General features: G+C 41.9%; 19 protein-coding genes. 12 read left to right on the plus strand and 7 right to left on the minus strand.

The features are described from left to right. Window positions 1–287: 287 nt before the first annotated feature. The 4 genes from VK664_RS19280 to VK664_RS19295 all read left to right on the plus strand — a co-directional run bounded on the left by VK664_RS19280 (window position 288) and on the right by VK664_RS19295 (window position 3,640). Window positions 288–866, plus strand: a complete 579-nt coding sequence (locus tag VK664_RS19280) for a 2'-5' RNA ligase family protein (RefSeq protein ID WP_461400332.1) — start codon at window positions 288–290, stop codon at window positions 864–866. A 169-nt stretch (window positions 867–1,035) separates the two neighbouring features. After that, window positions 1,036–1,644 (plus strand): 2'-5' RNA ligase family protein, encoded by a 609-nt coding sequence (locus VK664_RS19285; protein WP_461400333.1) that lies wholly within the window; start codon window positions 1,036–1,038, stop codon window positions 1,642–1,644. A 17-nt stretch (window positions 1,645–1,661) separates the two neighbouring features. After that, entirely contained in the window at window positions 1,662–2,951 is a 1,290-nt protein-coding gene (locus VK664_RS19290) for a PA0069 family radical SAM protein (protein WP_461400334.1), read from the plus strand. A gap of 23 nt (window positions 2,952–2,974) precedes the next feature. Further along, window positions 2,975–3,640, plus strand: a complete 666-nt coding sequence (locus VK664_RS19295; RefSeq protein WP_461400335.1) for an SDR family NAD(P)-dependent oxidoreductase — start codon at window positions 2,975–2,977, stop codon at window positions 3,638–3,640. Window positions 3,641–3,753: 113 nt separating this feature from the next. On the opposite strand, the gene VK664_RS19300 is transcribed toward VK664_RS19295, so the two are convergent. The 6 genes from VK664_RS19300 to VK664_RS19325 form a co-directional block, all read right to left on the minus strand. After that, complete coding sequence (locus tag VK664_RS19300) at window positions 3,754–4,050, minus strand: early set domain-containing protein (RefSeq protein ID WP_461400336.1); 297 nt, start codon at window positions 4,048–4,050, stop codon at window positions 3,754–3,756. Window positions 4,051–4,394: 344 nt separating this feature from the next. Then, the gene (locus VK664_RS19305; RefSeq protein WP_461400337.1) at window positions 4,395–5,264 is read right to left on the minus strand and encodes a universal stress protein; all 870 of its coding nucleotides are present in this window, start codon (window positions 5,262–5,264) and stop codon (window positions 4,395–4,397) included. Between the two features lie 347 nt (window positions 5,265–5,611). Beyond that, window positions 5,612–6,994 (minus strand): HAMP domain-containing sensor histidine kinase, encoded by a 1,383-nt coding sequence (locus tag VK664_RS19310; RefSeq protein ID WP_461400338.1) that lies wholly within the window; start codon window positions 6,992–6,994, stop codon window positions 5,612–5,614. After that, window positions 6,995–7,684: a response regulator transcription factor gene (locus VK664_RS19315; RefSeq protein WP_461400339.1), complete on the minus strand. Its 690-nt coding sequence runs from the start codon at window positions 7,682–7,684 to the stop codon at window positions 6,995–6,997. Window positions 7,685–7,751: 67 nt separating this feature from the next. Continuing rightward, window positions 7,752–8,927 (minus strand): mannonate dehydratase, encoded by a 1,176-nt coding sequence (uxuA, locus tag VK664_RS19320; protein WP_461400340.1) that lies wholly within the window; start codon window positions 8,925–8,927, stop codon window positions 7,752–7,754. A gap of 345 nt (window positions 8,928–9,272) precedes the next feature. Continuing rightward, window positions 9,273–9,734: a hypothetical protein gene (locus tag VK664_RS19325; protein ID WP_461400341.1), complete on the minus strand. Its 462-nt coding sequence runs from the start codon at window positions 9,732–9,734 to the stop codon at window positions 9,273–9,275. Between the two features lie 88 nt (window positions 9,735–9,822). Here VK664_RS19325 and VK664_RS19330 point away from each other — a divergent pair, with 88 nt between their 5' ends. Continuing rightward, window positions 9,823–13,605 carry a S8 family serine peptidase gene (locus VK664_RS19330; RefSeq protein ID WP_461400342.1) on the plus strand — a complete coding sequence of 1,261 codons (3,783 nt, stop codon included), beginning with the start codon at window positions 9,823–9,825 and terminating at the stop codon, window positions 13,603–13,605. A gap of 98 nt (window positions 13,606–13,703) precedes the next feature. On the opposite strand, the gene VK664_RS19335 is transcribed toward VK664_RS19330, so the two are convergent. Further along, entirely contained in the window at window positions 13,704–14,324 is a 621-nt protein-coding gene (locus VK664_RS19335; RefSeq protein ID WP_461400343.1) for a DUF4159 domain-containing protein, read from the minus strand. A gap of 241 nt (window positions 14,325–14,565) precedes the next feature. Between VK664_RS19335 and VK664_RS19340 the strand changes: the two genes are divergently transcribed. The 7 genes from VK664_RS19340 (at window position 14,566) to VK664_RS19370 (ending at window position 25,978) form a co-directional block, all read left to right on the plus strand. Next, window positions 14,566–15,543 (plus strand): AAA family ATPase, encoded by a 978-nt coding sequence (locus VK664_RS19340; RefSeq protein ID WP_461400344.1) that lies wholly within the window; start codon window positions 14,566–14,568, stop codon window positions 15,541–15,543. A gap of 149 nt (window positions 15,544–15,692) precedes the next feature. Then, window positions 15,693–16,580 (plus strand): DUF58 domain-containing protein, encoded by an 888-nt coding sequence (locus VK664_RS19345; protein WP_461400345.1) that lies wholly within the window; start codon window positions 15,693–15,695, stop codon window positions 16,578–16,580. Beyond that, window positions 16,581–18,128 carry a BatA domain-containing protein gene (locus VK664_RS19350; RefSeq protein ID WP_461400346.1) on the plus strand — a complete coding sequence of 516 codons (1,548 nt, stop codon included), beginning with the start codon at window positions 16,581–16,583 and terminating at the stop codon, window positions 18,126–18,128. It abuts the gene before it with no gap. 143 nt (window positions 18,129–18,271) lie between these two features. Continuing rightward, a complete protein-coding gene (locus VK664_RS19355) occupies window positions 18,272–20,698 on the plus strand; it encodes a DUF4175 family protein (RefSeq protein WP_461400347.1) in 2,427 nt (808 codons plus the stop codon). Further along, on the plus strand, window positions 20,695–22,599 hold the full coding sequence (locus VK664_RS19360; protein WP_461400348.1) for a hypothetical protein: 1,905 nt from the start codon (window positions 20,695–20,697) through the stop codon (window positions 22,597–22,599). The genes VK664_RS19355 and VK664_RS19360 overlap by 4 nt, the downstream gene beginning before the upstream one ends. Window positions 22,600–22,682: 83 nt before the next feature. Further along, window positions 22,683–24,323 carry a TldD/PmbA family protein gene (locus tag VK664_RS19365; protein ID WP_461400349.1) on the plus strand — a complete coding sequence of 547 codons (1,641 nt, stop codon included), beginning with the start codon at window positions 22,683–22,685 and terminating at the stop codon, window positions 24,321–24,323. Between the two features lie 20 nt (window positions 24,324–24,343). Next, window positions 24,344–25,978: a TldD/PmbA family protein gene (locus VK664_RS19370; protein ID WP_461400350.1), complete on the plus strand. Its 1,635-nt coding sequence runs from the start codon at window positions 24,344–24,346 to the stop codon at window positions 25,976–25,978. Window positions 25,979–25,981: the final 3 nt, after the last annotated feature.

The following is a 25,981-nucleotide window of genomic DNA, read 5'->3' on the forward strand; positions in this document are numbered from 1 at the left end:
TCGCGCTGGAAGTGTATCTAAAAAAGCCGATCAGGGAACTAAAAGCCGATCGGAGACAAGAACCACCAGCGGAATGAACAATGGTAATAACCAGGAATCACAGTGGCAAATCAAACCAACCGAAAGGCCCATCCGGCGAAGTGAAGAACCGAGTGAACGCCATGAACGTCCATAATCGACACTTCAACCATATGGATTAACGTAAAAATGCAACAAATTTTAGTTTTGTTTTGCTAAATTATTTAGTATATTTATGCTAAATATTTGGTCATTCAACAACCTGGTATATGCAAAATCAGCATGAAACAAACGAATATCTCCTGGTAGCTTATCCTGACAAATCTGTTTTGGATAAGATTGCGGCTGAAAAAGCCCTTTTTAATGAGACTTATAAATTGAGACCGAAGGCATCACTCAAGCCTCATATTCTTGTCACAAACTTTTTTGCAAGTGAAGGCATGGAAAGTACACTTATAAGATGGCTTCAGCGCATATGCAGCCTTGAACAAGGATTCAGACTTACGCTTAATAATTATAGTGGCTACCCTACGCATACTATTTTTCTGCGCGTGCAGGATGCAGGCCCGGTTCAACATTTTGTGGCACAGTTAAATACAATGAAAGATTTTATTCAGGCCGGGCCAGGTGGCTTTTTCAGGAGGCCCCATGTGCCGGTCGCTTCGAAACTTTCAACCGGGGTATATGAACAGGCACTCAGCGATTATTCCCGCAAAATTTTTCATGAGTCTTTTGTTGTTGAAGAGCTGGTATTGCTGAAAAGAAAAGATTCATATGAAACCCTGAGAACTGTACAGGTATTCGGACTCTTGCCGTTAAATAATGACTTGTTTAATAAGGTGGCCTGAGATCGATCATTGAATTATCTAAATAGTACATGAAAATGGATTATTTAATAATGCAATACCTGCATACAATATCCTTAGCAAAATAAAAAACCTTCATATAATATCCTTCATATAATATCATTAGCTAATATCCTTCATATAATATCATTAGCAAAATAAAAATGAACTTATGAAATCAATTATTCAAAGCATACCCGGCTATCGCATCAATGAGTATATGATTGTTTTAAATCCACCGGAAGATCTCCGCAACAAGATCAGGCAGGTGAAAAAAGATTTTGCGGAAACTTATAAAACTGCCCTAGGCACCTCTGGCAAATCGCATATAATGGTGGCCACCTTCACTCAGTATGAAATGCTGGAAGAGAGACTAATGAACCGTCTGAATATTGTCGGGATGGGCTTCAGGCCATTTAAAGTGGAGCTGAGGGATTATACTTCTTTTCCAACCCATGCCATTTACATAAATGTTACCACCAGGGAACCAATCCGGAACCTTATAAAAGACTTAAAAGATTTTCAGCAACTGATGAAACTGAACAAAGAAAACAAACCCTATTTTCCTGATGAGCCTCAAATTCTTATAGCCCGCAAACTATTAGCCTGGCAGTATGAAAAGGGCTGGCAGGATTTTTCCCACCGACAGTTTACCGGCAGATTCATTGCTGACAATATGCTATTGTTGAAGCGTCGTCAGGGTGAAAAGGCCTGGCAGATAGCGCAACGCATAGAGTTTAAAAATTTGCCTGTTACAACCAGGCAAGGTGAATTATTTTAAAATGGAGAATATATCCCATGGACAACCACGAAGAACAACCAGGTATTGAGGATCAAAGAAACGATGAAGATCAAAGCAACAAAGATGATCAAAGAATCAATGAAGATCAAAGTAACAGAGATGATCAAAGAAAAAATGAGAATCCAAGAAACAATGATGTTCGAAGTAACAAAGATGATCCAAGAAACAATGAGGATCAACCAACAAAAAAAGCTCAATCCGTAAAAGAAGCTCAACCGGATATCCAGAATCAATCACCGGTGTATTTAAAAGGACGTGGTGCACAGATTAATACAAAGAACCGCTTTCTTAAACAGGAAACTGTCAGGGAACATAGTGAGGGTATAGACGACTGGACTGTATCCAATGAAGCTACACAGTATATAGAGCAGGAAGCAAAATCGATTGTCAACAAAGTTGATAGTCCTGATGTAGGCATGATGTACAGCATGAATGCATACCAGGGCTGTGAGCATGGATGCATTTATTGTTATGCCAGAAATGTCCATGAATACTGGGGATATAGTGCCGGACTGGATTTTGAAAGAAAGATCGTTGTCAAAAAAAATGCTCCGCAGTTACTACGAAAGTTCCTGATGAATCCAAAATGGGAGTGTTATCCGCTCGCAATGAGCGGCAATACTGATTGCTACCAACCTGCTGAACAAAAGTACCGGCTTACCAGGAGGCTTCTTGAAGTTTGCGAAGAATTCAACCAACCGGTTGGTATGATAACCAAAAACAGCGGCATCCTAAAAGACAAAGATATTTTGACAAGAATGGGCAAAAAAGGCCTTGTTTCTGTACTCCTTTCAATTACCTCATTTGATGAAGATCTGCGACTTGTGATGGAACCCAGAACCACGACAGGTAAACAAAGGCTCAGGGTAATTAAAGAATTAACTGACGCCGGTGTCAGATGCGGGGTGATGCTTGGGCCAATGATACCCGGGTTAAATGAACATGAAATGCAAAGGATCATGAAGGCCGCCAGCGAAAATGGTGCAACTTTTTCTGCCTACACCTTTATCAGGCTCAATGGGGCAGTAAAGTTGTTGTTTCACGACTGGTTGTATAAGAATTTTCCGGACCGGGCAGATAAGGTGTGGCACATGATCGAACAGAGCCATGATGGAAAGGTAAATGACAGCCGTTTTGGTTTGAGAATGCGCGGAGAGGGCCAGATAGCGGAAATGGTTGCGCAACAATATCGCAAATATTCAAACTTATTTAATCTTAACGCAGAACGATGGGAACTTGATTGCACCCTGTTCCGCCGCCCGGGACAGCAGATGAGTATGTTTTAAAAACCGTTATTTTTAGATAAAAAATGCCAAAACATATAATCGTCACAGGTGCAAATGGGAATATGGGATCTGCAATTGTCAAAAAATTTGTTTCTACCGATTATCATGTGATCGGTGTTGACCATTCCGGCAGTCATCTGGGATTTGCGGAGGGTCATTCAAATTTTGAATTACACCAGGTATCATTGGATAACGAGGAATCAGCGCTTGAATTTTTCCAGGAGATCTCCAGCCTTAAAGGAAATATTGACGCTGCTTTGCTGCTGGTCGGGGGTTTTGCCATGGGGGATATCGAAACTACAGATGTGGTTAAGCTTCAATCAATGTTTAAACTAAATTTTGAAACTGCATATAATTCAGCCAGACCTTTGTTCCAGCATATGATGAGCCGTAATTATGGCCGGATCGTGTTTGTTGGAGCAAAAGCAGCCCTGGATCAGGTGGCAGGCAAAGACATGATTGCATACGCGTTGAGCAAGTCATTGCTTTTTAAGTTGGCAGATATACTGAATGCAGCTGCCAGGGGGAAAAATGTGACAGTAAATGTTATAGTACCTGGAACCCTGGATACTGCTCTCAACAGGCAAAACATGCCGGGGGCTGATACTTCGGGTTGGACTAAACCAGAAGAGATCGCGGACCTATGTTTTGGAATTTGTAACGGCGGGGGCAAAGTGCTTGTTAGCTGACTATCCCGCATAAAAAAAGGTGGCTATTTCTTAACAGCTATTGTTATTTGCTGTTTTAAACAACCACCAGGAGTGGGATAGGTGTTTCTTGGGCGGGAACTCGGTCTGATACGTCAAACTGTCAAGACACTGTAAAATCCCACTACTCCGTCTGGTTCACGGAGCTGATTCTCGATATCTTCAATCCACATTTTGTCATCGATCAGAAAACGATAATAATATTTTCCATGGGGCAGCATTGGTATTTCGATAACCCAGTCATCATTTTCAACATGCTTCATCTCCAGTTCATTTGTTGACCATTTATTGAAAGTACCAGAAAGAGAAACATGAGATACAGCCTTCATTTTCAAATGAAATTGAATTGTTTTCTTGCGCTCATTGATAAAAGGAAATGGATGTGGTTTCATAGTGATTTGTTTAATATTAACAGAATAGATGGCCCTTCGTAAACCTTGATATGCAGGTTGTAAATAATTCCTGGATACATTGTATACAACTCAACAAATTCCTATAACACTCTATGTATTTCTGTAAGGGGGAGAAAGCGGTTAAAGAGCCCCATCTGATTCCTAAAAGTTACGACAATTTATTTCAATTAAAAAAAAAATTGCAGCCCGATAGATGGGCGGTTTGCTCATGAATATTTCATTGCCGGGCATTCGTGAAAAGTATCAACATGAGAATAAAGTATCTACATAATCCATGTCACAGTGGGAAATATAATCACCACCGGCATGCAACAATTTCAGCGTTACACCGCTGAAATTGTCAATACTGGGATCCCCGATTCAGTGAACAGACTTCCATCGAATAGTTTATTGACAAAACCCGAAAGCCGGGATTCCTTCCCGGGATTCACCACAATAAGATCAGCATTTATTTTTCGGGCAAAACGAAGTGTTGAATCAGCTATGTTATGCCCCCGGATTGTATGGCATTCGATCATGAGATTTGTGTTGTCACGAAGTAACTGGTAAGCTTTATAGAGGTATTGATTGTGGTCAGCATCCTCTTCCTTTTCATCACCGGCAATAGACAGTAAATGGATCTTTGAATTATATTTTCTTGCAAGATAACTGGCGAACATGATTTTCCTGATAGGTAACATGCTGCACACAGGAAGCACAATATTCATCCACTGGTGATTGGCGGAATTGATCCACTGGTCATGGGCAGCATCTTTGCGGACGGTTAACACAGGACATTCAATTTGTTTTGTTATTTCATTGATCCGGTACCGGCCGATAATCAAATTCCTCACTACACCCGTTACCCTGCCAATAATAACCAAATCGATATTATACCTGAGCGCATACTCTATAACAGCCCGGTTCCGGTTTCCCTTCCTGACAGAGGAATGGATAGATTGGCCTGGATGTAACCGGTAAGTATATTTATTTTGCAACTGAAATAGCCTGGTTTCAGCATCAGCCGCAGACCCCGACCTATTAACATTTTTTTGTAATTGCCCTGACTGTGTTCCGATCTTGTTCGTTTCAGCAAATACGAGGTGTATGTTGCATTTAAAATGATTCGCAATGTCTATCGCTTTTTCAACAGCCAGTTCGGACACTTCAGAAAAATCAATGGGCACCAGAATATTATTAAATAACTTATTCATATCTACGGAAAATAAGGTTGTTAGACTACCAGGGTTGATGATCACGAATCATGCCCATAATGAAGACAGCAGATTAATTTGTATTAATGCGATTAATGAAGACAACGGATTAATTTATATTAATGCCATTGATGAAGGTGCGGATAAATTTATATTAATCCCATTAATGAAGGTGCAGATAAATTTATGTAAATGCGATTAATAAAGACAACAGATTAATATATATTAATACGATTTATGATGAAAGAATGGGATTTATGAAGACAACAGATCAATTTATATCAATTTATATCAATTTCATATCAATGCCATTTATAATGACAGCAGATTAATTTTTGTTAATACTGTTATATCTCCGTCAGCCCAAGACTTGGTAGCGTAATGGCAAACACGGTGCCGGCAATAATGTCAGATTGCACATCGATACGACCTTTATGTAAACTGATAATCCGTTTAGCGAGCGCAAGGCCAAGACCAAAACCCTTTGCCTGGCCAATATTACCTGATCGGTAAAATGGCTGGAATATATTTTCAATTTCCTCTTCGGCTATTACATCGCCTTTGTTTTTAACTTCTATAACAACTTTATTTTCGGGGAAAGTGAGATTCACGATGGAGACATGATCCGGGGAATATTTACATCCATTTTCTACCACATTTTTTATAGCACTGTAAAGGAGATCGTTGGATCCGAAAACCATAAAGGCCTTTTCATCCTCCGGGAAATCGCCGAAATTAAGATCAACATTGTAATCTTCGCTGATCTTCTGCACGTCTGCTGTTACTTTAAGTAACACTTCGTCTATACGTACTTCCATCAGCTCAATACTGCCCTGGGTACCGGTCTTCGCAATCTCCAGCAGGCTTTTTGTTAATTGCTGCATCTGGCGCACATCCTCATGGATCGACTGCATCACCTGCATATACTCTTCGACAGAACGATCTTTGTGAAGCGTAACTTCCAGCTGGCTCAGGATAGATGTAAGCGGGGTTGATAACTCGTGCGAGGCATTGGATATAAATCTTCTTTGGATTAAAAACGACTCCTGGAGGCGGTTGAGCAGTTCGTTAAAAGTATTGGCAAGTTGGTTCAATTCGTCCTGCGAACTTCCCGCATGAATGCGATGTGAAAGATTCTGTGAACTGATCTCATTCACTTCATGAATAATCTGCGAAATGGGACGAACCAGCTGCTGGGAGAATACATATCCAACAACCAGGGTTAAAAGTATCCCGGTAGCGAGACTACCTGCCATCATATTTTGCAATTTTCGCAAACGCGTCCAGCCATCCTCGTCGTAACCACCAACAACAATAACCACCTTCCTGGATCCATCATCATAATTAAATGCAATCGCTTCCTTTTCACCATCATTGAAATAATACCGCTTCTGAGTGCGGGCCTCATCAAGGATCTCTTTGGTTGCATAGATGGTATCTGCCCCCCTGGCAGTGTACTGATAAACTGCTGTATTCAGCTGGTTAAATATTGTAACTGATTTCTGAGGTATTGTTGTTGAGCTGGAATCGAACCTTGCCAGGGCGGCAAGGTTTGTATCACCAACAATAGAATAAATCTGGGTATTGATACTTGCCCGGCCAGTAATCCGGTTTTTGAAAGTTTCCCTTCTTTCCAGTTTCGAAAAATAAAAGACCGATACACTCAAAAGTAACAGCAGTGCGGTTACCAGTAAGGTGAAAATTGCGGTTATCTTGACTTTGATTTTCACTCAGGGATTTTCTTTTAGAATATATCCCATACCAACCTGCGTATGAATTAGTTTGTTTTCGAAATCTTTATCCAGTTTCTTCCGTAAGAAATTAACATACACGTCAATTACATTGGTTTTCGTGTCAAAGTCGATATCCCATACATTCAGCGCAATGTCGGCTCGGGAAACAACCCGGTTTTTATTTCGAACAAGGTATTCAAGCAATTGAAATTCTTTAGCTGTCAAAGATATTAAAGAACCATGCCGGGTAACCTCTTTGTTATCCAGGTTCATGGAAAGATCCGCAATCGTAAGAATATTCCCGGTGGGCGGACCCTGGTATAAGCGTTTCAGCAGTGCGCGGATACGAACCAGCAGTTCCTTAAAATCGAAGGGCTTAACGATGTAATCATCGGCTCCAGCATCAAATCCTTCCACCTTATCGTCCACAGCACTGAGAGCAGTTAACATAACAACCGGAACCCGCTCATTTATTTTGCGGATGGCTTTGCACAATTCATAGCCATTAAGCCCCGGTATATTAATATCCAGAATAACGAGATCGAATGTATATGTTTCAAACAACTTCAACCCCTGTAAACCATCGAAAGCAAGTTCAACCTGGTATTGTTGTTCAGTCAACCCCTTCTTCAATGTCTCTGCAATCTTTTTCTCGTCTTCTACCAATAATATTTTTATCTCTTCCATAGCGTTAAAATAGAGAAATTAAGTCGAGCCTTATTGATGCCGTTCTCAAATCCCGATTAAAAACGAATTAAAAAATACTTCTATAAATACCTAATTCAAGCCCCCTGATCTCTGCAAGACCTCTTAACCTGCCAATGGCACTATAACCGGGGTTTGTTTTCTTTTTCAGATCATCAAGCATCTGGTGACCATGATCCGGACGAACAGGTATCTGTTGTTTGCGTCTATTCATCACTATCAACAGTTCCTTGATCACAGCATACATGTCTACATCACCGGTAAGATGATCAGCCTCATAAAAATCACCCCATTCATTGCGAAGCGTGCTACGTAGGTGAATAAAATGAATACGATCGCCATACTTCCTTACAATTCCGGCCAGGTCATTGTCAGCTCTCACACCAAAGGAACCGGTGCAGAAACAAAGCCCGTTGGCAGTTGAAGGAACGGCATTAAACAAAGCCTGCAGGTGATCGGCTGTACTCAGGATCCTTGGCAAACCCAGTATAGGGAATGGCGGATCGTCGGGATGAATAACCAGGCTGATGCCCGACTGTTCCGCAACAGGTACAATTTCATTAAGAAATGAAAAGAGATTTTGTTGCAATTTATTTGCATCTATGCCATCGTATTTATCAAGCGCCTGTTGAAACCGGGCTAGTGTGAAACTTTCCTCGCTTCCGGGTAAACCTGCTATGATATTTCGTTGAAGCAATAACTTTTCATCGTCGGTCATTGATTCAAAACGTTCTCTTGCCCTTGAAATTTCTGCAGCAGAATAATCGTTTTCTGCACCCTTCCTTTTCAACATAAAAAGATCAAAGGCCACAAACGCCGCTTTTTCAAAACGAAGTGCTTTACTACCGTCTTCACATGTAAAAGCGAGATCTGTGCGGGTCCAATCCAGCACCGGCATAAAATTATAAGTAACTATTTTCACGCCGCAGGCTGCAAGGTTTTTGAGGGATTGCCTGTAGTTTTCAACATACAGTTCATACTTCCCGTGGCGGGTTTTGATATCTTCATGAACCGGAACACTTTCAACCACGGACCACAATAGCCCGGCTGCTTCAATTTCCAGTTTACGTTTGTTGATCTCTTCCTTCGACCAAACTTCACCGTTAGGTATGTGGTGGAGCGCCGTGACTATACCTGAACATCCCGCCTGCCTGATGTCTGCTAAACTTACCGGATCAGACGGACCAAACCAGCGCATTGTTTGCTGAAAATTGAATTTTTCCAAAATCGCTATTTAGAATGATTAATAAGATGATTAATAAGGTTAGTCAGGAAATCAATGTTTCATATTCCCGTTTCATATTCCCATTTCATATTCCCGTTTCAAATTCCCGTTTCATATTCCCGGGCGCAAGATAAGGCAGAGAGGATCGAACTGTATGCAACGATTTTTTATTCTATAATTTTTTGATTCACCAGGCTGCAAAAATTCCTATCTGTAGGTATTTAATTCTAATACACAGCCAATATTCCAATCTGTAGGTATTTAATTCTAATACACAGCCAATATTCCTATCTGTAGGTATTTGATTCCAACACTAAGCTAATTTTCAATTTGCAGTTATTAGATTCAATAGGCCGCGTTGAAATCCTGCTTAATAACCACATCTGTCATTTTCTTTTTCTGAACCTCTACAGGGTAAATATTATTAAACTGGTCAAAGCTATTTGCGTAATACATGGCTTCTGCCCTGGTAAAAAGTGAATATTTGCCGGGGGGTAGTTTTACCTTGAAAAATCCTTTTTCGTCAGTGGAAACCTCTTTGACCAGCCTGGAATTAACCGATTTATAAAACCCGGGTCTGTCGGCAGCAACCACCTGGCCGGGTGAGGTTAGCTCATAAATATAAACCGTGGTTTTAATTCCCTTAGGCGGAGCACGTTTTTCGTCGGGAGAAGGCATTTGATTGCCCTTGATTTCGTAAACATGGCCCTGGATACCGCACCTTTTTCCGAAAATCCCGTATATGAAAGAAGAGCATAAACACAGAACCATGAAGGCAGCGGAAATCCTGATTAATACTTGCTTCATTAGGAATTTCTATTTGGCGCTGAAGTTATCAAAAAAGATGGTTGTAATCCCAAAAAGTGTAATTTTAAAACAAAGACAACTACTACTTATGAGCAGAATTTTAACCCTGGGGATTTTCCTGGTTTCTGTTGTATGCACCCGAGTTAACGCCCAAACCAAAACAAACCGTTCCATCCTTGAAAAAGCCAGTTCCGACATGGCTGTCCAGGAACAAAAAGACTATCTCCGGTTAAAATCGATTGCAGTTCAGAAATCGTGGCCAATGCTTACAAAAGGCAAAAATGGCAGCGTAGCCAGGCTTGTAGGAATTGACCCCGCCGGGAACCCATTATATATAACTACCCTGGATAACCTGGACGGAGCTGCAACCATCAAGACCAACCTGTTGTGGCCAGGAGCCAGCACCGGCCTTAACCTGAGCGGTTCTTCAGCAAACATGAGAGGTAAACTTGCGATCTGGGATGGCGGGCGAATCCTCAATACGCATGTGGAGCTAAACGGCAGGGTTACGCAGAAAGACAATCCGGCTTCTCTTGAAGATCATTCCACCCATGTGGCCGGGATCATGATCAACTCAGGGGTAAATCCAAATGCCAAAGGAATGGCTTTTGGCGCCCAGCAGCTTATTGCCTACGATTTCACAAATCATATGTCTGAAATGCTGGCGGAAGCTCCAAACCTGCTTATCTCCAACCATTCATACGGAACTATTTCAGGCTGGTATTATAATGACAGTGAGGGCCGCTGGGAATTTCGCGGAGAAGCCGGGACAAATGAAGATTACAAGTTTGGATATTATGATAATGATGCCCGGATGTGGGACTCCATTGCCTATAACGCACCTTATTACCTTATAGTTAAAGCAGCCGGAAATAACCGCGATTTGAATGGCCCTGAAGAAGGAGGGAATTTTTTTCGTTATAATTCAGCCAATTCACTAATAGATGCCGGTCCACGTCTTCCCGGAATGAGCAGCAATGATGGTTATGATATTCTCCCAACCTATTCAGTGGCTAAAAATGTTCTTACAGTCGGTGCTGTCAATCCCATTTTCGGCGGATATCTTATACCTGCTGATGTTGAGCTTACGACATTTACAAGTTTTGGTCCGACCGATGATGGCCGGATCAAACCCGATGTAGTGACAGACGGTATCAACCTGCTTTCGGGATTGGCCAGCGATCCGAATGCTTATGCTTATCTCAGTGGAACCTCCATGTCGACGCCGGTTGCCAGCGGATCGCTGTTTCTTTTACAGGAATACTATTCACGCCTGCATGCAGGTACATTTATGCGTTCTGCAACCCTGAAAGGACTGGTAATACATACAGCCGATGAGGCGGGCACTGCCGCCGGGCCGGATTACAAATTCGGCTGGGGATTGGTAAACATGGAGAGAGCAGCATCGGTAATTACTTCCAATAATACAGACCAGATTATCCGTGAGGAATCCCTCAACAATGGCGCTACTTTTTCGCTCCCTGTTGTTGCTTCCGGTAAAGGCACACTCATAGCTACCATCTCCTGGACAGACCCGAAGAGTTCTGTAAATACTACCAGCAGGCTTAACAACCCCGAGAAAAAGCTGATTAATGATCTTGATATAAAAGTCACAAGCGGTGCAAACACCTTTCTGCCTTATAAGATGGATCCAAATAACCGCGATGCCCCTGCAACTACGGGCGACAATATTCTTGACAACGTAGAAAAGATAGTTATCCCCGGAGCTGTTCCCGGACAGACCTATAACATTACCATCTCGCACAAGGCAACATTGGAAAGAGGTGCACAGGCTTATACATTGCTGGTGAGTGGAGTTGGTGGCCAGGCTTATTGCAGTTCCACTGCCTCTGCGACAGGAAGCACCAGGATAGAAAGTGTACAGATTGGATCGGTAACCAATGCGGGCCCCGCAACCTGTGAAGGGTATAATAACCTGACAGGCATTACTTTTCCACTTCAGTCAGGCCAGACCTACCCTTTCTCCATAAAGATTAACAGCTGCAACGGCAGTACGGCCAACCGCATAGTGAAAGTATTTATTGATCTGAATAACAATGGTGCTTTTGAAGCTGGTGAAATGCTGGCACAAAGTAGTGTATTGGCAGGAAATGCAACATTTACAGGTAATATCGCAACCCCGGCAAACATGGTTGTGGGTAATAACACAATTATGAGAGTTGTTGCCATGGAAACAGGAAATCCTGCCGATGTTTCTGCCTGTGGCAGCTATGCAGCGGGACAGACGATAGATCTCCGCGCCCAGGTGGCAACACCTTCGAAAAACGTTGGAATAACAGCCATCTTCAACCCTTCGGGTAATATCTGTGCACTCGATTCGCAGATGGTAACTGTTATATTGAAAAATTTCGGGGATGTGGCACAGTCTAATATTCCGGTTGCTGCTACCGTTAAAAACGGCGCTGTAACTATTGCAACATTTAATACGGTTTATCCTCTTACGCTGGCACCATATGCAGAAGGCGTTTTTACCTTCCAGGCTTTTTTTAATGCTATCGCAGGAACAACTTATACAGTAAGTGCCAGCACTAACCTGGCTGGCGACCAGGTAACTTCGAATGATGCTATTAGTGGCACCGCCATAGTCGCTACTCCGGGAGCAGCACCGACAGGATCTGCAGAGCAATGTGGCAGCAATCAGGTAGTGCTGACAAGAACAGGCACCTTAACCTCAGACAAGGCCTATTGGTATACAACTCCAACAGGGGGTACTCCGATAGCAAGCGGCGACAATACTTCCACTTCTGTTATCCCGGCAAACAGGACTTATTATATTGGTCTGAACGATGTGAAAACCAAGGTAGGTCCCCCCAACAAAATGGTGTACCCATCAGGAGGATATAATGCTTTTGGAAATGACCCCAATTTCATAGGCAATTTTGTAAGGTTCTCTACAACGGGACCAATGATTATTGAAAGTGCGCGTCTGTATATTGGTAATCCTGGCAAGATCCAATTCTCGGTAATAGATATTTCAAGTGAAACTGCTACCAATATTTCTTATTTCAACGTTTCCAGCACTACTATCGATGTTTTCGCAACTACTCCAACACCTGCACCAGGTCTGGTTGAAGTAAACAATCCGCTGGATACCGGTGCGGTGTTTGCCCTGAACCTTCCTATTCCGGAAGCAGGTACCAAGTATGCAATTATGATAAGATGCCTCGATGGTGCCACGATTTTTCGCAATAATAATATCCCTGTTGCTTCCTCGCCATATCCACTGAGCATACCAGAAACATTTTCAATTACTGGTAATAATGTGACCTCCCCCAACGATTTCAGAACCTATTACTACTTTTTTTATGATATGAAGATTGATTTGCTCAATTGCCCGACGGCGAGAAGAGCTGTAGTAGCACAGTCGGTCTCACTTCCCAGCATTTCGCTGAACGGTAGTACATTGACCAGCTCAGTTGCAACCGGCAACCAGTGGTTCAAAGATGGTGCTGAAATACCGGGTGCAAACGGCCAGGCTTATAGCCCCACAGTTTCAGGCGTATACAAAACGGTTGTAACCGGAGCTTCAGGGTGTTTGTTATCGTCCAACGAAATAAACTTTGTTTCAACCGCGGTAATAGATATATCTGATAACGAAATCAAGCTATCTGTATCACCAAATCCTAATGATGGCAGGTTCTTGTTACAGTTTGAATTCAAGAAGAAGGAAAACCTCGAAATAACCATGGTAAACGCAGCCGGTCAAACAGTTTACAGAAGCGCAACTCCTGGTTTTATCGGAAGATATACGAAACAGATTGGCCTGAAAGGTCTGCCTTCAGGAATGTACTTAATTAAGATAAGACACGGGAAAGATGTGTATGTCAAAAAAGTAATGATCGCGATTTAGTGGTGAGTTGTGAGTGGTGAATGGTAAGTGGTGAGTGTAGTTGTTGAGTTATGAAATGAAGAAACTCACCACTCACCACTTACCACTTTTTTTATTACTCAGGTCATCGCATATACCACGATGTTTACTCCAAATTTCGTGTTGTCTTCGGCTAAAAATCTTTTGTTGCGAAAATCATAATCCCATTCGCAACCATAGTCTTTATTACTGTAGAGTACGCCGATGCGTCCATTGATTTCGACAGCTTTCAGGTAATCATGCACAAGATCATCGCCCCATCCGTTGAGTTCAAATGAAGTGTTGGGAGGACCCTTTTCAAATTCAAAAAACGACTTGTATATATTGTGTGAATTGGGAATCTTCTTCAATGATCCTGCACCAAACAGGCTGCTCATTTGTGTTTCAAAAGATTTAGCAAACAAACCATCTATATCATGATTGCAATCATCAACAAAAACAAAACCGCCATTCTGCACATATTTTTTAAAATTTGATGCTTCCTTTTTATCAAACTGAACAAGTTTGTGGCCGCTCAGATAACAAAATGGATATGCAAAGATCTCGTCGCTGCTCAACTCAACAATTTTTTCTTCCGTGTTCACAGGGATTGTAGTGTATTCAATCAGGGAATTCAGAATGTTTGAGGGCATTCGCTGATCAGTGTTCCAGTCGCCGGATCTGTATTGTAATCTCGTAAATGTGAACTTCGCCTCAGGCATTAACTTATTTTATGATGAATTTTCTCTATATAGGTTTTGTATAACAAATATCCTTACTTCCGGGCTAATAACAATTCCACTTATCAATTCTGTTTTTTTACATTCCCTTTTTTAGCTAATTTACTTTTTCATCACCATTCCAACGGCTGCCGCCAGTAATTGAACTATATGATAACCATCATATCAATTGCCGGTTGAAAAAACCGGCCAGCTTAATTAAAATTTCATTAATACATAGATTTTGGAAGTAACAGAAAAAACAGTTGACGAATTGATCGGGAAGCTATCCCTGTTAAAAAAAGAAATACAAAAAGTAATCGTAGGACAGGATCATATCCTGGAGGAAATCATTGTCGCTTTACTTGCTGGTGGACATTGTTTGCTGGAAGGAGTTCCCGGACTTGCAAAAACACTGATGGTACGCACTCTTTCGCAGGCGCTGCATCTATCGTTCAGGAGAATACAGTTTACACCGGACCTGATGCCGACAGATATATTAGGAACAGAAATCCTTGAAGAAGATCATAGCACGGGGAAGCGTTTTTTTAAATTCAACCAGGGACCACTATTCGCAAACATTGTGCTGGCGGATGAGATTAACCGGACGCCACCGAAAACGCAATCTGCTTTGCTTGAAGCAATGCAGGAGTTCGAGGTAACATATGGTGGCAAAACCTATCCACTCGACCGCCCGTTTTTTATTCTTGCCACGCAGAACCCTATCGAACAGGCAGGAACCTATCCCCTTCCCGAAGCACAACTTGACCGTTTCCTGCTTTATATCCAAATCGGTTATCCATCAGCGTTAGAAGAGAAAGCGATTCTTGCAAACACAACCGGCAATAAAAAGGCCATTGTTAACCCGGTTGTAAATGGAGAGGAAATAAAAGAGTTGCAGGGACTGGTAAGGGAAGTTAGCATCAACGAAGAATTGATCAATTATGTGAGCAATATCATCCGTTCAACGCGTCCCGCAACCAGCGAGGTTCCGTTTGTGAAGGAGTGGGTTCGCTGGGGTGCCGGTCCACGTGCGGGCCAGGCACTCATACTAACCGCGAAAGCCAGGGCAATCCTGAAAGGGAGATATGCTGTGATCAAAGAAGACATTCATGCAATGGCTTACCCGGTGTTAAGACACAGAATTCTTATGAATTTTAAGGCAGACGCAGAAAATATTACGCCGGATATGGTCACTAAAGAAGTGATGAGTTATGAGTGATGAGTTATGAGTTAGTGGTGAGTGGTGAGTGGTGAGTTTGTGATATAATGATATAGTGATTGAGTTAATGATTGGATGAAAATATTATGGATTTGCGAAAGGTGACTTAGAAAAAAGAGTCAAATAGGTGAGAATGTAAACTGAGAAGTATGAGTCAATTACTTGATCCGAAAATTTTACTGGCAATAAAGGATCTGTCGCTGGCAGCTAAGACAACGGTGGATGGATTTATGGCCGGCATACATAAAAGCAATGTTAAGGGCACGGGGATGGAGTTCAGCCAATATCGGAGTTATCAGCCCGGGGATGACCTACGTTCGCTCGACTGGAAAATGTATGCGCGCTCGGACCGTTATTATATAAGGGAATCAGAAACAGAAACCAGTGTGTCGGTAAGATTTGTAATAGATGCCAGTGCTTCGATGGATCACAGGGATGGTGAATTTACAAAGATGGATTATGGCCGCTACCTCGCTGCCTGCCTGGCTTATCTTGCCAACAGCCAGGGAGATTCAATTGGTTTATATGTCTTTCGTGACGGGGATCTTTTTTCTTTGCCTTGCCGGAAAGATCATCAACACCTTTCCAGATATTTTTACCAGCTTGAAAATATCAAACCTGCTGGCAGGTTCACGGAACCGATTAATTACAAAGACATATTTGCAGGTACGCATAAACGTGAGTTGCTCATTTTTATTACAGATTTTTATGAAGAAAATAAAGAGATCAGTGAGTTATTGAATTCTTTTGTGGCGCTTAGACATGAGATCATGTTGTTTCATTTGATGGGGAGGAATGAGCTGGATTTCAATTTCAAAGGTTACCAGGCTGTGGAAGATCTTGAAACCGGGCAGGTCGTTGCAATCAATCCCCAGGCGGATAAAGATCTCTATAAACAACAGTTGCAAACATTCATAGATGAAAAAAAGGCATTCTCACTAAACAAAAATATTTATTACCGCTTAACCGCATTGGATGAGCCGGTTGATAAAGCGCTGCGCGATTTCATTAATCAGCGCAATAAATTGAAGGCATAGTTGTTACAATTTGTAAATCCCATATGGTTAGCAGCGGGCATTGGTATTACTATACCGGTGATCATTCATTTATGGAATGTCAGGAAAGGAAAAGTGCTCCGGATCGGCTCTACCCTTTTAATGTCTGATGCAACACAACAAAATACATCGAGCCTTCGTCTTTCCCAATGGCTGCTTTTATTGATCAGGTGTTTAATGATTCTTTTCCTTGCCATGTTAATGGCCGGACCTGAATGGCATGCGAACAAACAACGGAACGGCAAAGGCTGGGTCCTTATCGATAAGAAAGATTTTAGGGTGATTTATAGCCAGCTTAGATCACCTATCGATTCCTTATTAAATAAAGGCTTTGAACTGCGTTCCGCTGATGAAGCATTTGAAAAGATAAATGTTGCTGATAGTTCGGAATTCATGGCGAGAGGAGCAGCATCACCCAAAAAGACATTTTCTTACTGGTCGATGCTACTTAAGGCTGACCAACTTTTGCCGGCAGGTTACCCGGTATATTTCTTCAGCAATGATAAACTTGCTGATGTTGCGCCCAATAACTTTTCGCGGAGACCAATAGTTTCTATTGACCTTCGCTGGCAGATGGCTCAAACAGATACTGCGTTTACAGCTATCCCCGCTTTAGCCAGGCAATTAAGTAGCGGTGGGTACCAGCTGGCTTCGTTTCAACCGGCAAATAATGGAAGCCATTTTATAAAAAGCGTTTCCTTAAATACACCTGTCAACTTCCGGCAAACCGATACTTCCTCTATATTGGTTACCATCTATCACAATAAATTTTCTGAAGACTTAAGATACCTGCAGTCAGCCATACGTGCGATTGCGGGTTTTGAGAATTATAAGTTGTCATTAATAACAGTTGATGAAATTAGTAATATCCCGAAATCCCAGCACTGGCTCTTCTGGCTGTCGAATGAAATTCCACCGGAAAATCTTTCCACTGAAAACCTGTTTGTTTATCAGCCTGGAACTACGGTTAAAACAAAAAGTTGGTTAACTACTAAGGATGGGGCAGTTCCACCTGATGCAATTAATATTTATCAACGCATCGCCGATACCGGAAAAAAACCAGGCCCGGTTGGAAACTTAGACCTGGTGTGGAAAGACGGCTATGGCAACCCCTTACTGACACTTGAAGATGGAAATGGTAGCAATGACAATAATACAGATGATGTAAGTAGTACAGATGATGTAAGTGATACTGGTAAAGCCATACCAGGGAAAAATATATATAGATTCTATACCCGGTTTCACCCGGCCTGGTCCGATCTAAGCTGGAACCCTGAATTTCCCAAATTGCTTTTTCCTTTTATCATTGAGGACCAGGTTAAGGGAATGGTTGAGGGATACGACGAGAGAAGAACAGAAGTGGCGGATGTTATTCCAACGGTGGTAAGGCAAACTTATAAGGACAACAAATCTGCATTTGAAGTGATTGAGCTCAGTAATCTTTTTTGGTTGATCACCTTCGTTCTATTCGCAAGCGAACGTATAATTTCAATAAACAAGAGAAATACAAAGCAGGCTGCGAACGTATAATTTCAATAAACAAAAGAAACACAAATCATGCAGCGAACATTTACAATTCATTAATCAAGAGAAATAAAAAGCAGGCAGGGCTTGTATAAAGATTAATGAATAGAAAACTATAAACCAATCAGGATTGATGAAATAAAATATTAATGACGGAAGCAAAAGGCAATATATCAGCACCTGATACCGGACCGGGAACTATGGTAACAAAAAATCAACTGGCCGGTCAGTATGGCAGGGATGGGCACAGGATCGTAACAGGTTTACAAAAGTCATGGCGAAACCATGAACTTATTGCCATGGCCCTGATTGCCTTATCTATTGCTTTACCATTGATGGTGTTCCTGTATATTTCTCTAAGGTTAAATATCTTGTGGCTGATTCCGGTTACGCTTATTGTTTTTGCCACTATCGAATTTGTATTCAAAAACCGGAAAGTAAGAGACAAGGACGCGGCAAAGTTGCTGAACAATCAACATCCGCAGCTGGAAGAAAGCACGGCGCTGCTTCTTAAGCCTGAACAAGAACTTGGCTTCCTTGAAAAATTACAGGTTAAAAAAATTTCTGCGGTTCTGGTTAACATTGCGTCTTCCGATGCGCGGTTTCATACAAGCAACCCAGGCTTTGCCAGGATCAAAAAGGCAATACTCCTGCTTACACTTAGTATTGTACTAGCCATAACAGTTTATATAATTGGTCCCCAGCTAAGTTGGGGCTCTCAACAAATAAACAATCAGCAAAAAGCCGGCACCGATCAAAAACCGGAAAAAGTTTTGCCCTCCATTAATGGTGTGACAGTTACCATCGATCCACCTGCCTATACTGGCGTAGCGACGCGAAACCAACAACGTTTGAATGTAAGAGCTGAGCAAGGTTCGAAACTTACCTGGCAGTTGAATACAAAAGGTAATCCTTCTTTAGTCCAGCTTATATTCAATGACAGCACCGTACTCGATCTTGAATCAATAAACAAAATGCCCGGAGCCTGGGCAACCGAAAAACGGATCTCCTCAAATGGTTTTTACCAGGTAAAAATTGATAACGAGTTGTCTGAGTTTTACCAGCTTGAAATTATACCTGACAAACAACCGACGATTGTTGTGCAAACGCCAAAGCCTGCCACCTTAATTGAATATGGACAATCACAACAAGTTTCACTTAATCTTGTTCTCACAGACGACTATGGCATCTCTTCAGGCAATATTGTTGCCACCATAGCCAGCGGCAATGGGGAGGCTGTAAAATTTAAAGAACAAAAACTGGCATTCAATCAATTTGAACCCGGGGGAAAGGAATACAAACTCAACAAAACATTTAACCTTCCGGGCATGGGCTTGCAGCCCGGTGAAGAACTTTATTTTTACATCAGTGCAATTGACAATAATAAACAGGAAACAAGATCAGACATATTTACTATTAAGATAGAGGACACGTCTGTATTAATGAGTATGGATGGAATAATGAGTGGTGTTGATATAAAGCCTGAGTTCTTTCGCAGCCAGCGCCAGATCATCATTGAAACAGAGCAGTTGCTGAAAGGCAGGGATACCATGAGTAAAGAAACCTTTAACAACCGATGCAATGATCTTGGAATAGACCAGAAATTGTTGCGACTGAGATATGGCAAATTTCTGGGTGAAGAATCTGAAACAAATATTGGAGAAGATGGCAATATCGGTCATGATCATGATGGTGAAAAACCAAAGGAAGGTGATGAACACGACGATGATCATGACGAAAAAATATCAGTGGAAGATTTTAATAATGCAGAGAAGATCATAGACCGGTATGCACACAAACACGATATCGCAGAAGACGCTACTTTTTTTGATCCGCAAACCAAGAAAGATCTGAAGGCAGTGCTGGCTGAGATGTGGGATGCCGAATTAAGATTGCGGACCTATAAACCAACCGATGCTCTTCCCTATGAGTATAAGGCTCTCAGATTGTTGAAAGAGCTTCAGCAAAAATCTAGAGAATATGTTGCAAAAACAAATGCCAAAACAACTCCTTTAAAACTGGAAAAAAGACTCACGGGTGAGTTGGATAAGATCGTTGAGCGGTCCAACAGCCAGGCTTACCAGGCTCTGCCACAAAAAGAACTGGTATTAAGAAATGCAATGACCATTCTTGATGAAATGAAAGAGCAAATCCTGAACAACAAAAATGATCCGGGCAACCAGGGTTTAGTTACTAACAAAGCAGATAACAAAACGGACAATAAAAATCCGAACTATAAAAATCCGAACAATAAAAATCCAGACAATAAAAGTGTTGGCAACAAGCAAACTCTTCCGGTGCTTTCAAATACTGAACTTGAAGTGCTTGAACAAACAGCCGGACAACTGAGTCTTAAAGCAAGCGCCGATCCACGATTGTTCCTCCCTTCTTTTGAAGCAATACAAAGAATAATAAAAAACGAGGGCAGCTTTTCTGACCTTATAACCACCGGCAAAGCACTGCAAATGATAGTTAAACCTTCCACGCGCATGCCGAAAAGCAGGGAATCAGCGCCGGATATGAAACTTTCAAAGGAATATTTTATCAACCTCAATAAATCGACCCGCGGCTCATGAGTTACTGGAATTATTTAGCGCCGGTTTTGAGTTTGATTTTTGGCGGCTATCTTTTATGGGCTGCTTATAGAAGACCGAATAAAAAACATAAACATCTGAGGGCATTGGTCAGCCTGGTGGCAATTACCTGTATCTACCTGCTTTATCTTAATATATCGTCGGACAAAAAGCCGGTTAACGAAGGCTCTGATGAAATCATTATTCTTACAACAGGGTCTTCTGCCGATACACTTCGTAAATTACTAAGCGCGAAGCCAGCTTCAAAAGTTTATACAACCGAGCCCGGGATAGCAGCCGCAAACAGTAAAGCCATACTGATTTATCATATAAATGAGATCCCCGGGTCTGAAAAAAAGTCGCCCGGTATCATGGATGATAGCAGTACCTCAAATTTGAACAGTACCTCAAATTTGGGCAGTACCTCAAATGTCGTTGAACCGGCAATAAAAAAAATTCATGTTTTGGGATATGGGCTTGAAGTAAATGAATTGAAGGCTTTAGATAAATCAATTATCTTTTTTCATCCGCCTTTGATCAAAAGGTATTTCAGTTCTATCAATTGGAACCGGCAGTTAAATATTGGTGACAAGCTCAGGATACAGGGGTCATTCCGTAACATGGAGCATGGAGATCTTAATATCTTCCTCCAAGGCTTTAATACCATACTCGATTCCACGCAGCTTCCTGGAGACCAGTTGACCACCTTCCAGTTACAAACTATTCCGAAACAAAAAGGGAGAGCTGTATACACCCTGCTGGTCCTGGATGGGAAAGACACTATCCAAAAAGAGAAAATACCTTTTGAAACTGTTACAGCCGCGCCGATCAAAATACTAGTGCTGGCTTCTTCGCCTGATTTTGAAAACAAATTTCTAAAGAACTGGTTATTCGCAAATAATTATGGCGTAGCGATACGGACTACCGTGAGCATGAATAAATTCAATACTGAATATCTTAACATCTCTGGTATCAAAGCTGACAGGATCAACAGCAACCTGTTAAATAATTTTGACCTGGTGATTGGCGATGCAACGGCTCTAAACAAACTTTCCGGCGGCGAGCTCAACAGTATACGGAGCGCTGTTCAGCAGGATGGCCTCGGGCTGATCATAAAAGTTGACAGCATTACACTGTCTTCATTGTTTTTTAATGAACCCTTCCGTTACATTCAATCCGGTTCACTCAATAATCAGCTGTTACATCTGCAGGGTGCAGATACCAGTGCAACAATGCCAGTTCTTACCGCCACCCGTCCAATGTTTATCAGCAACCTGGAACAGGTAAGGCCAATTATAATGGATAAAGAAGGTCATCTTTTCTCTGCATCCGCAGTTTCGGGAAATGGAAAATTGCTATCTACAACAATAGCAAATACCTATAATTGGGTGCTGACCGGCGACACAATTGCTTATCGCCAATACTGGTCAGATCTGATCAGTGAAACATCAAAGACAAAACTTGTTCCGGACCAGTATTCCATCGATCCATTAATAACAATTACAGACAAGCCCGCAATAATGACTGTGGAGTCGGCAGACTCATTGCCTTTTCAAGCCAGGGTTAACCAGTCGTTTATCCCCCTTAATCAACAGTTTATTCTGCCCTTTCAGTGGAAGGGAATTTATTGGCCACGCAAAACTGGCTGGCAAACCATTGTGTCAAATGATAGCCAGTCGTTTTACTGGTACAACTTTGGCAAAGCCGACTGGAATGATTTGCTTGCAGTTAAAAAGATTACGGCTAATGAAATACAATTATCACAATCAACAGATAAACAAATATCAACCAGGACCGCTATTGCAAATGGATTTCAACGGCATACAAGATTATATATAATTCTAATGTTTGTTATTTGCTGTACATATTTGTGGATTGAAGAAAAATTTCACAATAGCAGGTAGTAGTTAATAAAATTTTCATAGATTGCTGTTCTGTATTTTAATTATAATACATCACCATTCACTAACTATTAAGAGGAAATACCTTGAAAAGAAAAGACTTTCTTCACCTGTCTGCCATGAGCATGGGTGCAATGTTTCTGCCGGAATTTTCGCTCCTTGGCAATGAAATCGATCCACTGCAAGCCTTAAATGAAGGCATTGATGTTAAGATAAAAAAAGAATTTGCTGACGTTGCTCTGAATGCAGCTAAATCAAAAGGCGCAACTTATGCCGATGTTCGTATCGGCCGCTATTTGAACCAGTTTGTTGCTACCCGTGAAAAACGAGTTCAGGGTGTGGCAAACACGGAATCTTTTGGTATCGGCATTCGTGTTATCGCTAATGGTTGCTGGGGATTTGCAGCAACAAACAATGTAACAAAAGATGCTATTGCCAAAGCGGCTGAGCAGGCAGTTGCAGTTGCAAAAGCAAATGCGAAGATACAGGGTGAGGCAGTTCGCCTTGCACCGCAGAAAGGATTCGGGGAAGTAAGTTGGAAGGCACCAGTGGAAGTAAATGCGTTCTCTGTTCCGGTAAAGGAAAAAGTTGATTTGCTTTTGCAGGTAAACGATGCTGCTTTGAAAAACGGGGCAACTTTTGTGAACTCCGTGATTTTTGCGGTGAATGAACAAAAGTATTTTGCTTCAACCGATGGCTCATATATTGACCAGGATATACAGCGGATCTATCCAAACTTCAACGTTACCCGGATTGATCGCGCCAGCGGAAAGTTTATGTCAAGACGTTCATTGAGTTCACCAATGGGTATGGGATATGAATATCTCCAGGCCCGGCCATCTGATAAAATAGCAGGGATCGTACCATTATATAAGGGTCGCTATGATATGCTTGAAGATGTTATCGCAGCAACAAAAGATACAGATCAGAAACTGAAAGCAAAATCTGTAGAACCGGGTAAATACGACCTGGTACTGGATCCGTCACATTTGTGGCTCACCATTCATGAATCCGTTGGTCACCCGACAGAACTGGACCGTGTGCTTGGTTATGAAGCCAATTATGCCGGTACATCTTTCCTGACACTTGACCGCTGGAAATCAAAAAATTTCAAATTCGGAAACGAACTGGTAAATATCGTGGCAGACAAAACGCAACCAGGCTCCCTGGGTGCAGTAGGTTATGATGATGAAGGTGTAAAATGTGGCAAATGGGATCTTATTAAGGATGGTAAACTTGTAAACTTCCAGACCATCCGCGACCAGGCGCATATCATCGGCCTGAATGCTTCACAAGGATGCTGCTATTCTCAAAGCTGGAGTGATGTACAGTTCCAGAGAATGCCAAATGTATCACTGCAGCCGGGCAAAACAAAACTCAGCGTTGATGATATGATTAAAAATGTTGAGAAGGGTATTTATATCATTGGCGACGGATCGTTTTCGATTGACCAGCAACGTTATAACTTCCAGTTTGGTGGCCAGAACTTTTACGAGATCAAAGACGGTAAAATCGTTGGTATGCTCAACGATGTAGCTTACCAGGCCAACACACAGGAGTTCTGGAATTCATGCGGAGCAATCTGTGATGCTTCAGACTATCGCTTAGGTGGTGCATTCAATGATGGTAAAGGCCAGCCGGCTCAAAGCAATGCCGTATCACATGGCAGCGCTACCACAAGGTTCAATGGTGTAAATGTTATTAATACTGCGAGGAAAATAGGTTAAGCAAAACAAAAAAAACAACATTGAAAAGAAGAGACTTTTTATACTTATCCGGAATGGGTGTCGGTGCATCTATGATGCAAAGCGTGCCTGTACTAGGTAACCTGGTATCACCTGAGCAACTACTTAACCCTGTTGATACTGCACTGAAGAAACAACTCGCTGATGTTGCGTTAAACACAGCTAAATCACAGGGAGCAACTTATGCCGATGTTCGTATCGGGCGTTATCTTAATCAATCACTGGCCACCAGGGAAAAGCGCGTTCAAAGCATTGCAAATACTGAATCTTATGGTATGGGTATTCGCGTGATTGCGAATGGCAGCTGGGGATTTGCTTCTTTGAACAATCTTGATAAAGACAGCATTGCAAAAGCTGCGACTGCGGCAGTTCGTATAGCGAAAGTGAATTCAAAGCTATTGACAGAGCCGGTTCAGCTTGCACCTCAGAAAGGTTATGGTGAAGTCAGCTGGAAAACACCCATCCAGAAAAATGGATTCGAGATACCCATCAAGGAAAAACTTGATCTGCTGCTGGCAGTGAATGCTGCTGCATTGGAAGGCGGTGCAAACTTTGTAAACTCATCCCTGTTCCTTATCAACGAACAGAAATATTTTGCATCTACCGACGGATCATATATTGACCAGGACGTACATCGTTTATGGCCGACTTTTACGGTTACAAAAATCGATTCAAAATCCGGCCAGTTCCAGACCCGCAATGCATTAAGCTCGCCTATGGGTATGGGATACGAATATCTTACACCAGATAAGTCAGAAGAAATCAACAGCATATTTACCCTGTACAGGAATCGTTACAATATGCTGGAAGATGTGAAAACTGCTACCGAACATGTAAAACAAAAGCTTACCGCAAAACCGGTTGAACCAGGCAAGTATGATCTGATCCTTGATCCGACCAACCTGTTTCTTACCATTCATGAATCTGTTGGTCACCCGACTGAACTGGACCGCGTACTTGGTTATGAAGCGAACTATGCAGGAACATCATTCCTGACACTCGATAAATGGCAATCAAAAAAATTCAACTTCGGAAGTCCGAAAGTAAATTTCCTTGCAGATAAAACCCAGAATGGATCACTCGCTGCAGTTGGTTATGATGACGAAGGTGTGAAATGCGGCGAATGGGATATTATTAAAAATGGAATCCTGGTCAACTACCAGACCATCCGCGACCAGGCACATATACTTGGCTTAAAATCATCACAGGGATGTTGTTATGCAGACGATTGGAGCAGCGTCCAGTTCCAACGAATGCCTAATGTTTCTTTGCAGCCCGGTACACAGAAACTGAATGCCATGGATATGATCAAAAATGTTGAGAAAGGAATTTATATGCTTGGCAGAAATTCATACTCAATAGATCAGCAACGTTATAATTTTCAGTTCAGCAGTCAACTGGCGTTTGAAATAAAGAATGGTAAGATAGAAGGTATGTTGCGTGATGCATCTTATCAATCAAACACGCAGGAGTTCTGGAATTCCTGCTCTGCTATCGCAGATAAAAGTGATTACCGTTTGGGCGGATCATTTTTCGATGGCAAGGGTCAGCCCGGCCAGGTGAGCGCCGTGTCACACGGTTGTTCCACCACCCGATTCAATGGAGTAAATGTGATCAATACAGGTAAAAAAATATAATTC

The sequence above is a fragment of the Flavitalea sp. genome (assembly GCF_035489435.1).
In the GTDB taxonomy this organism is placed as follows: Bacteria; Bacteroidota; Bacteroidia; order Chitinophagales; family Chitinophagaceae; genus DATHKG01.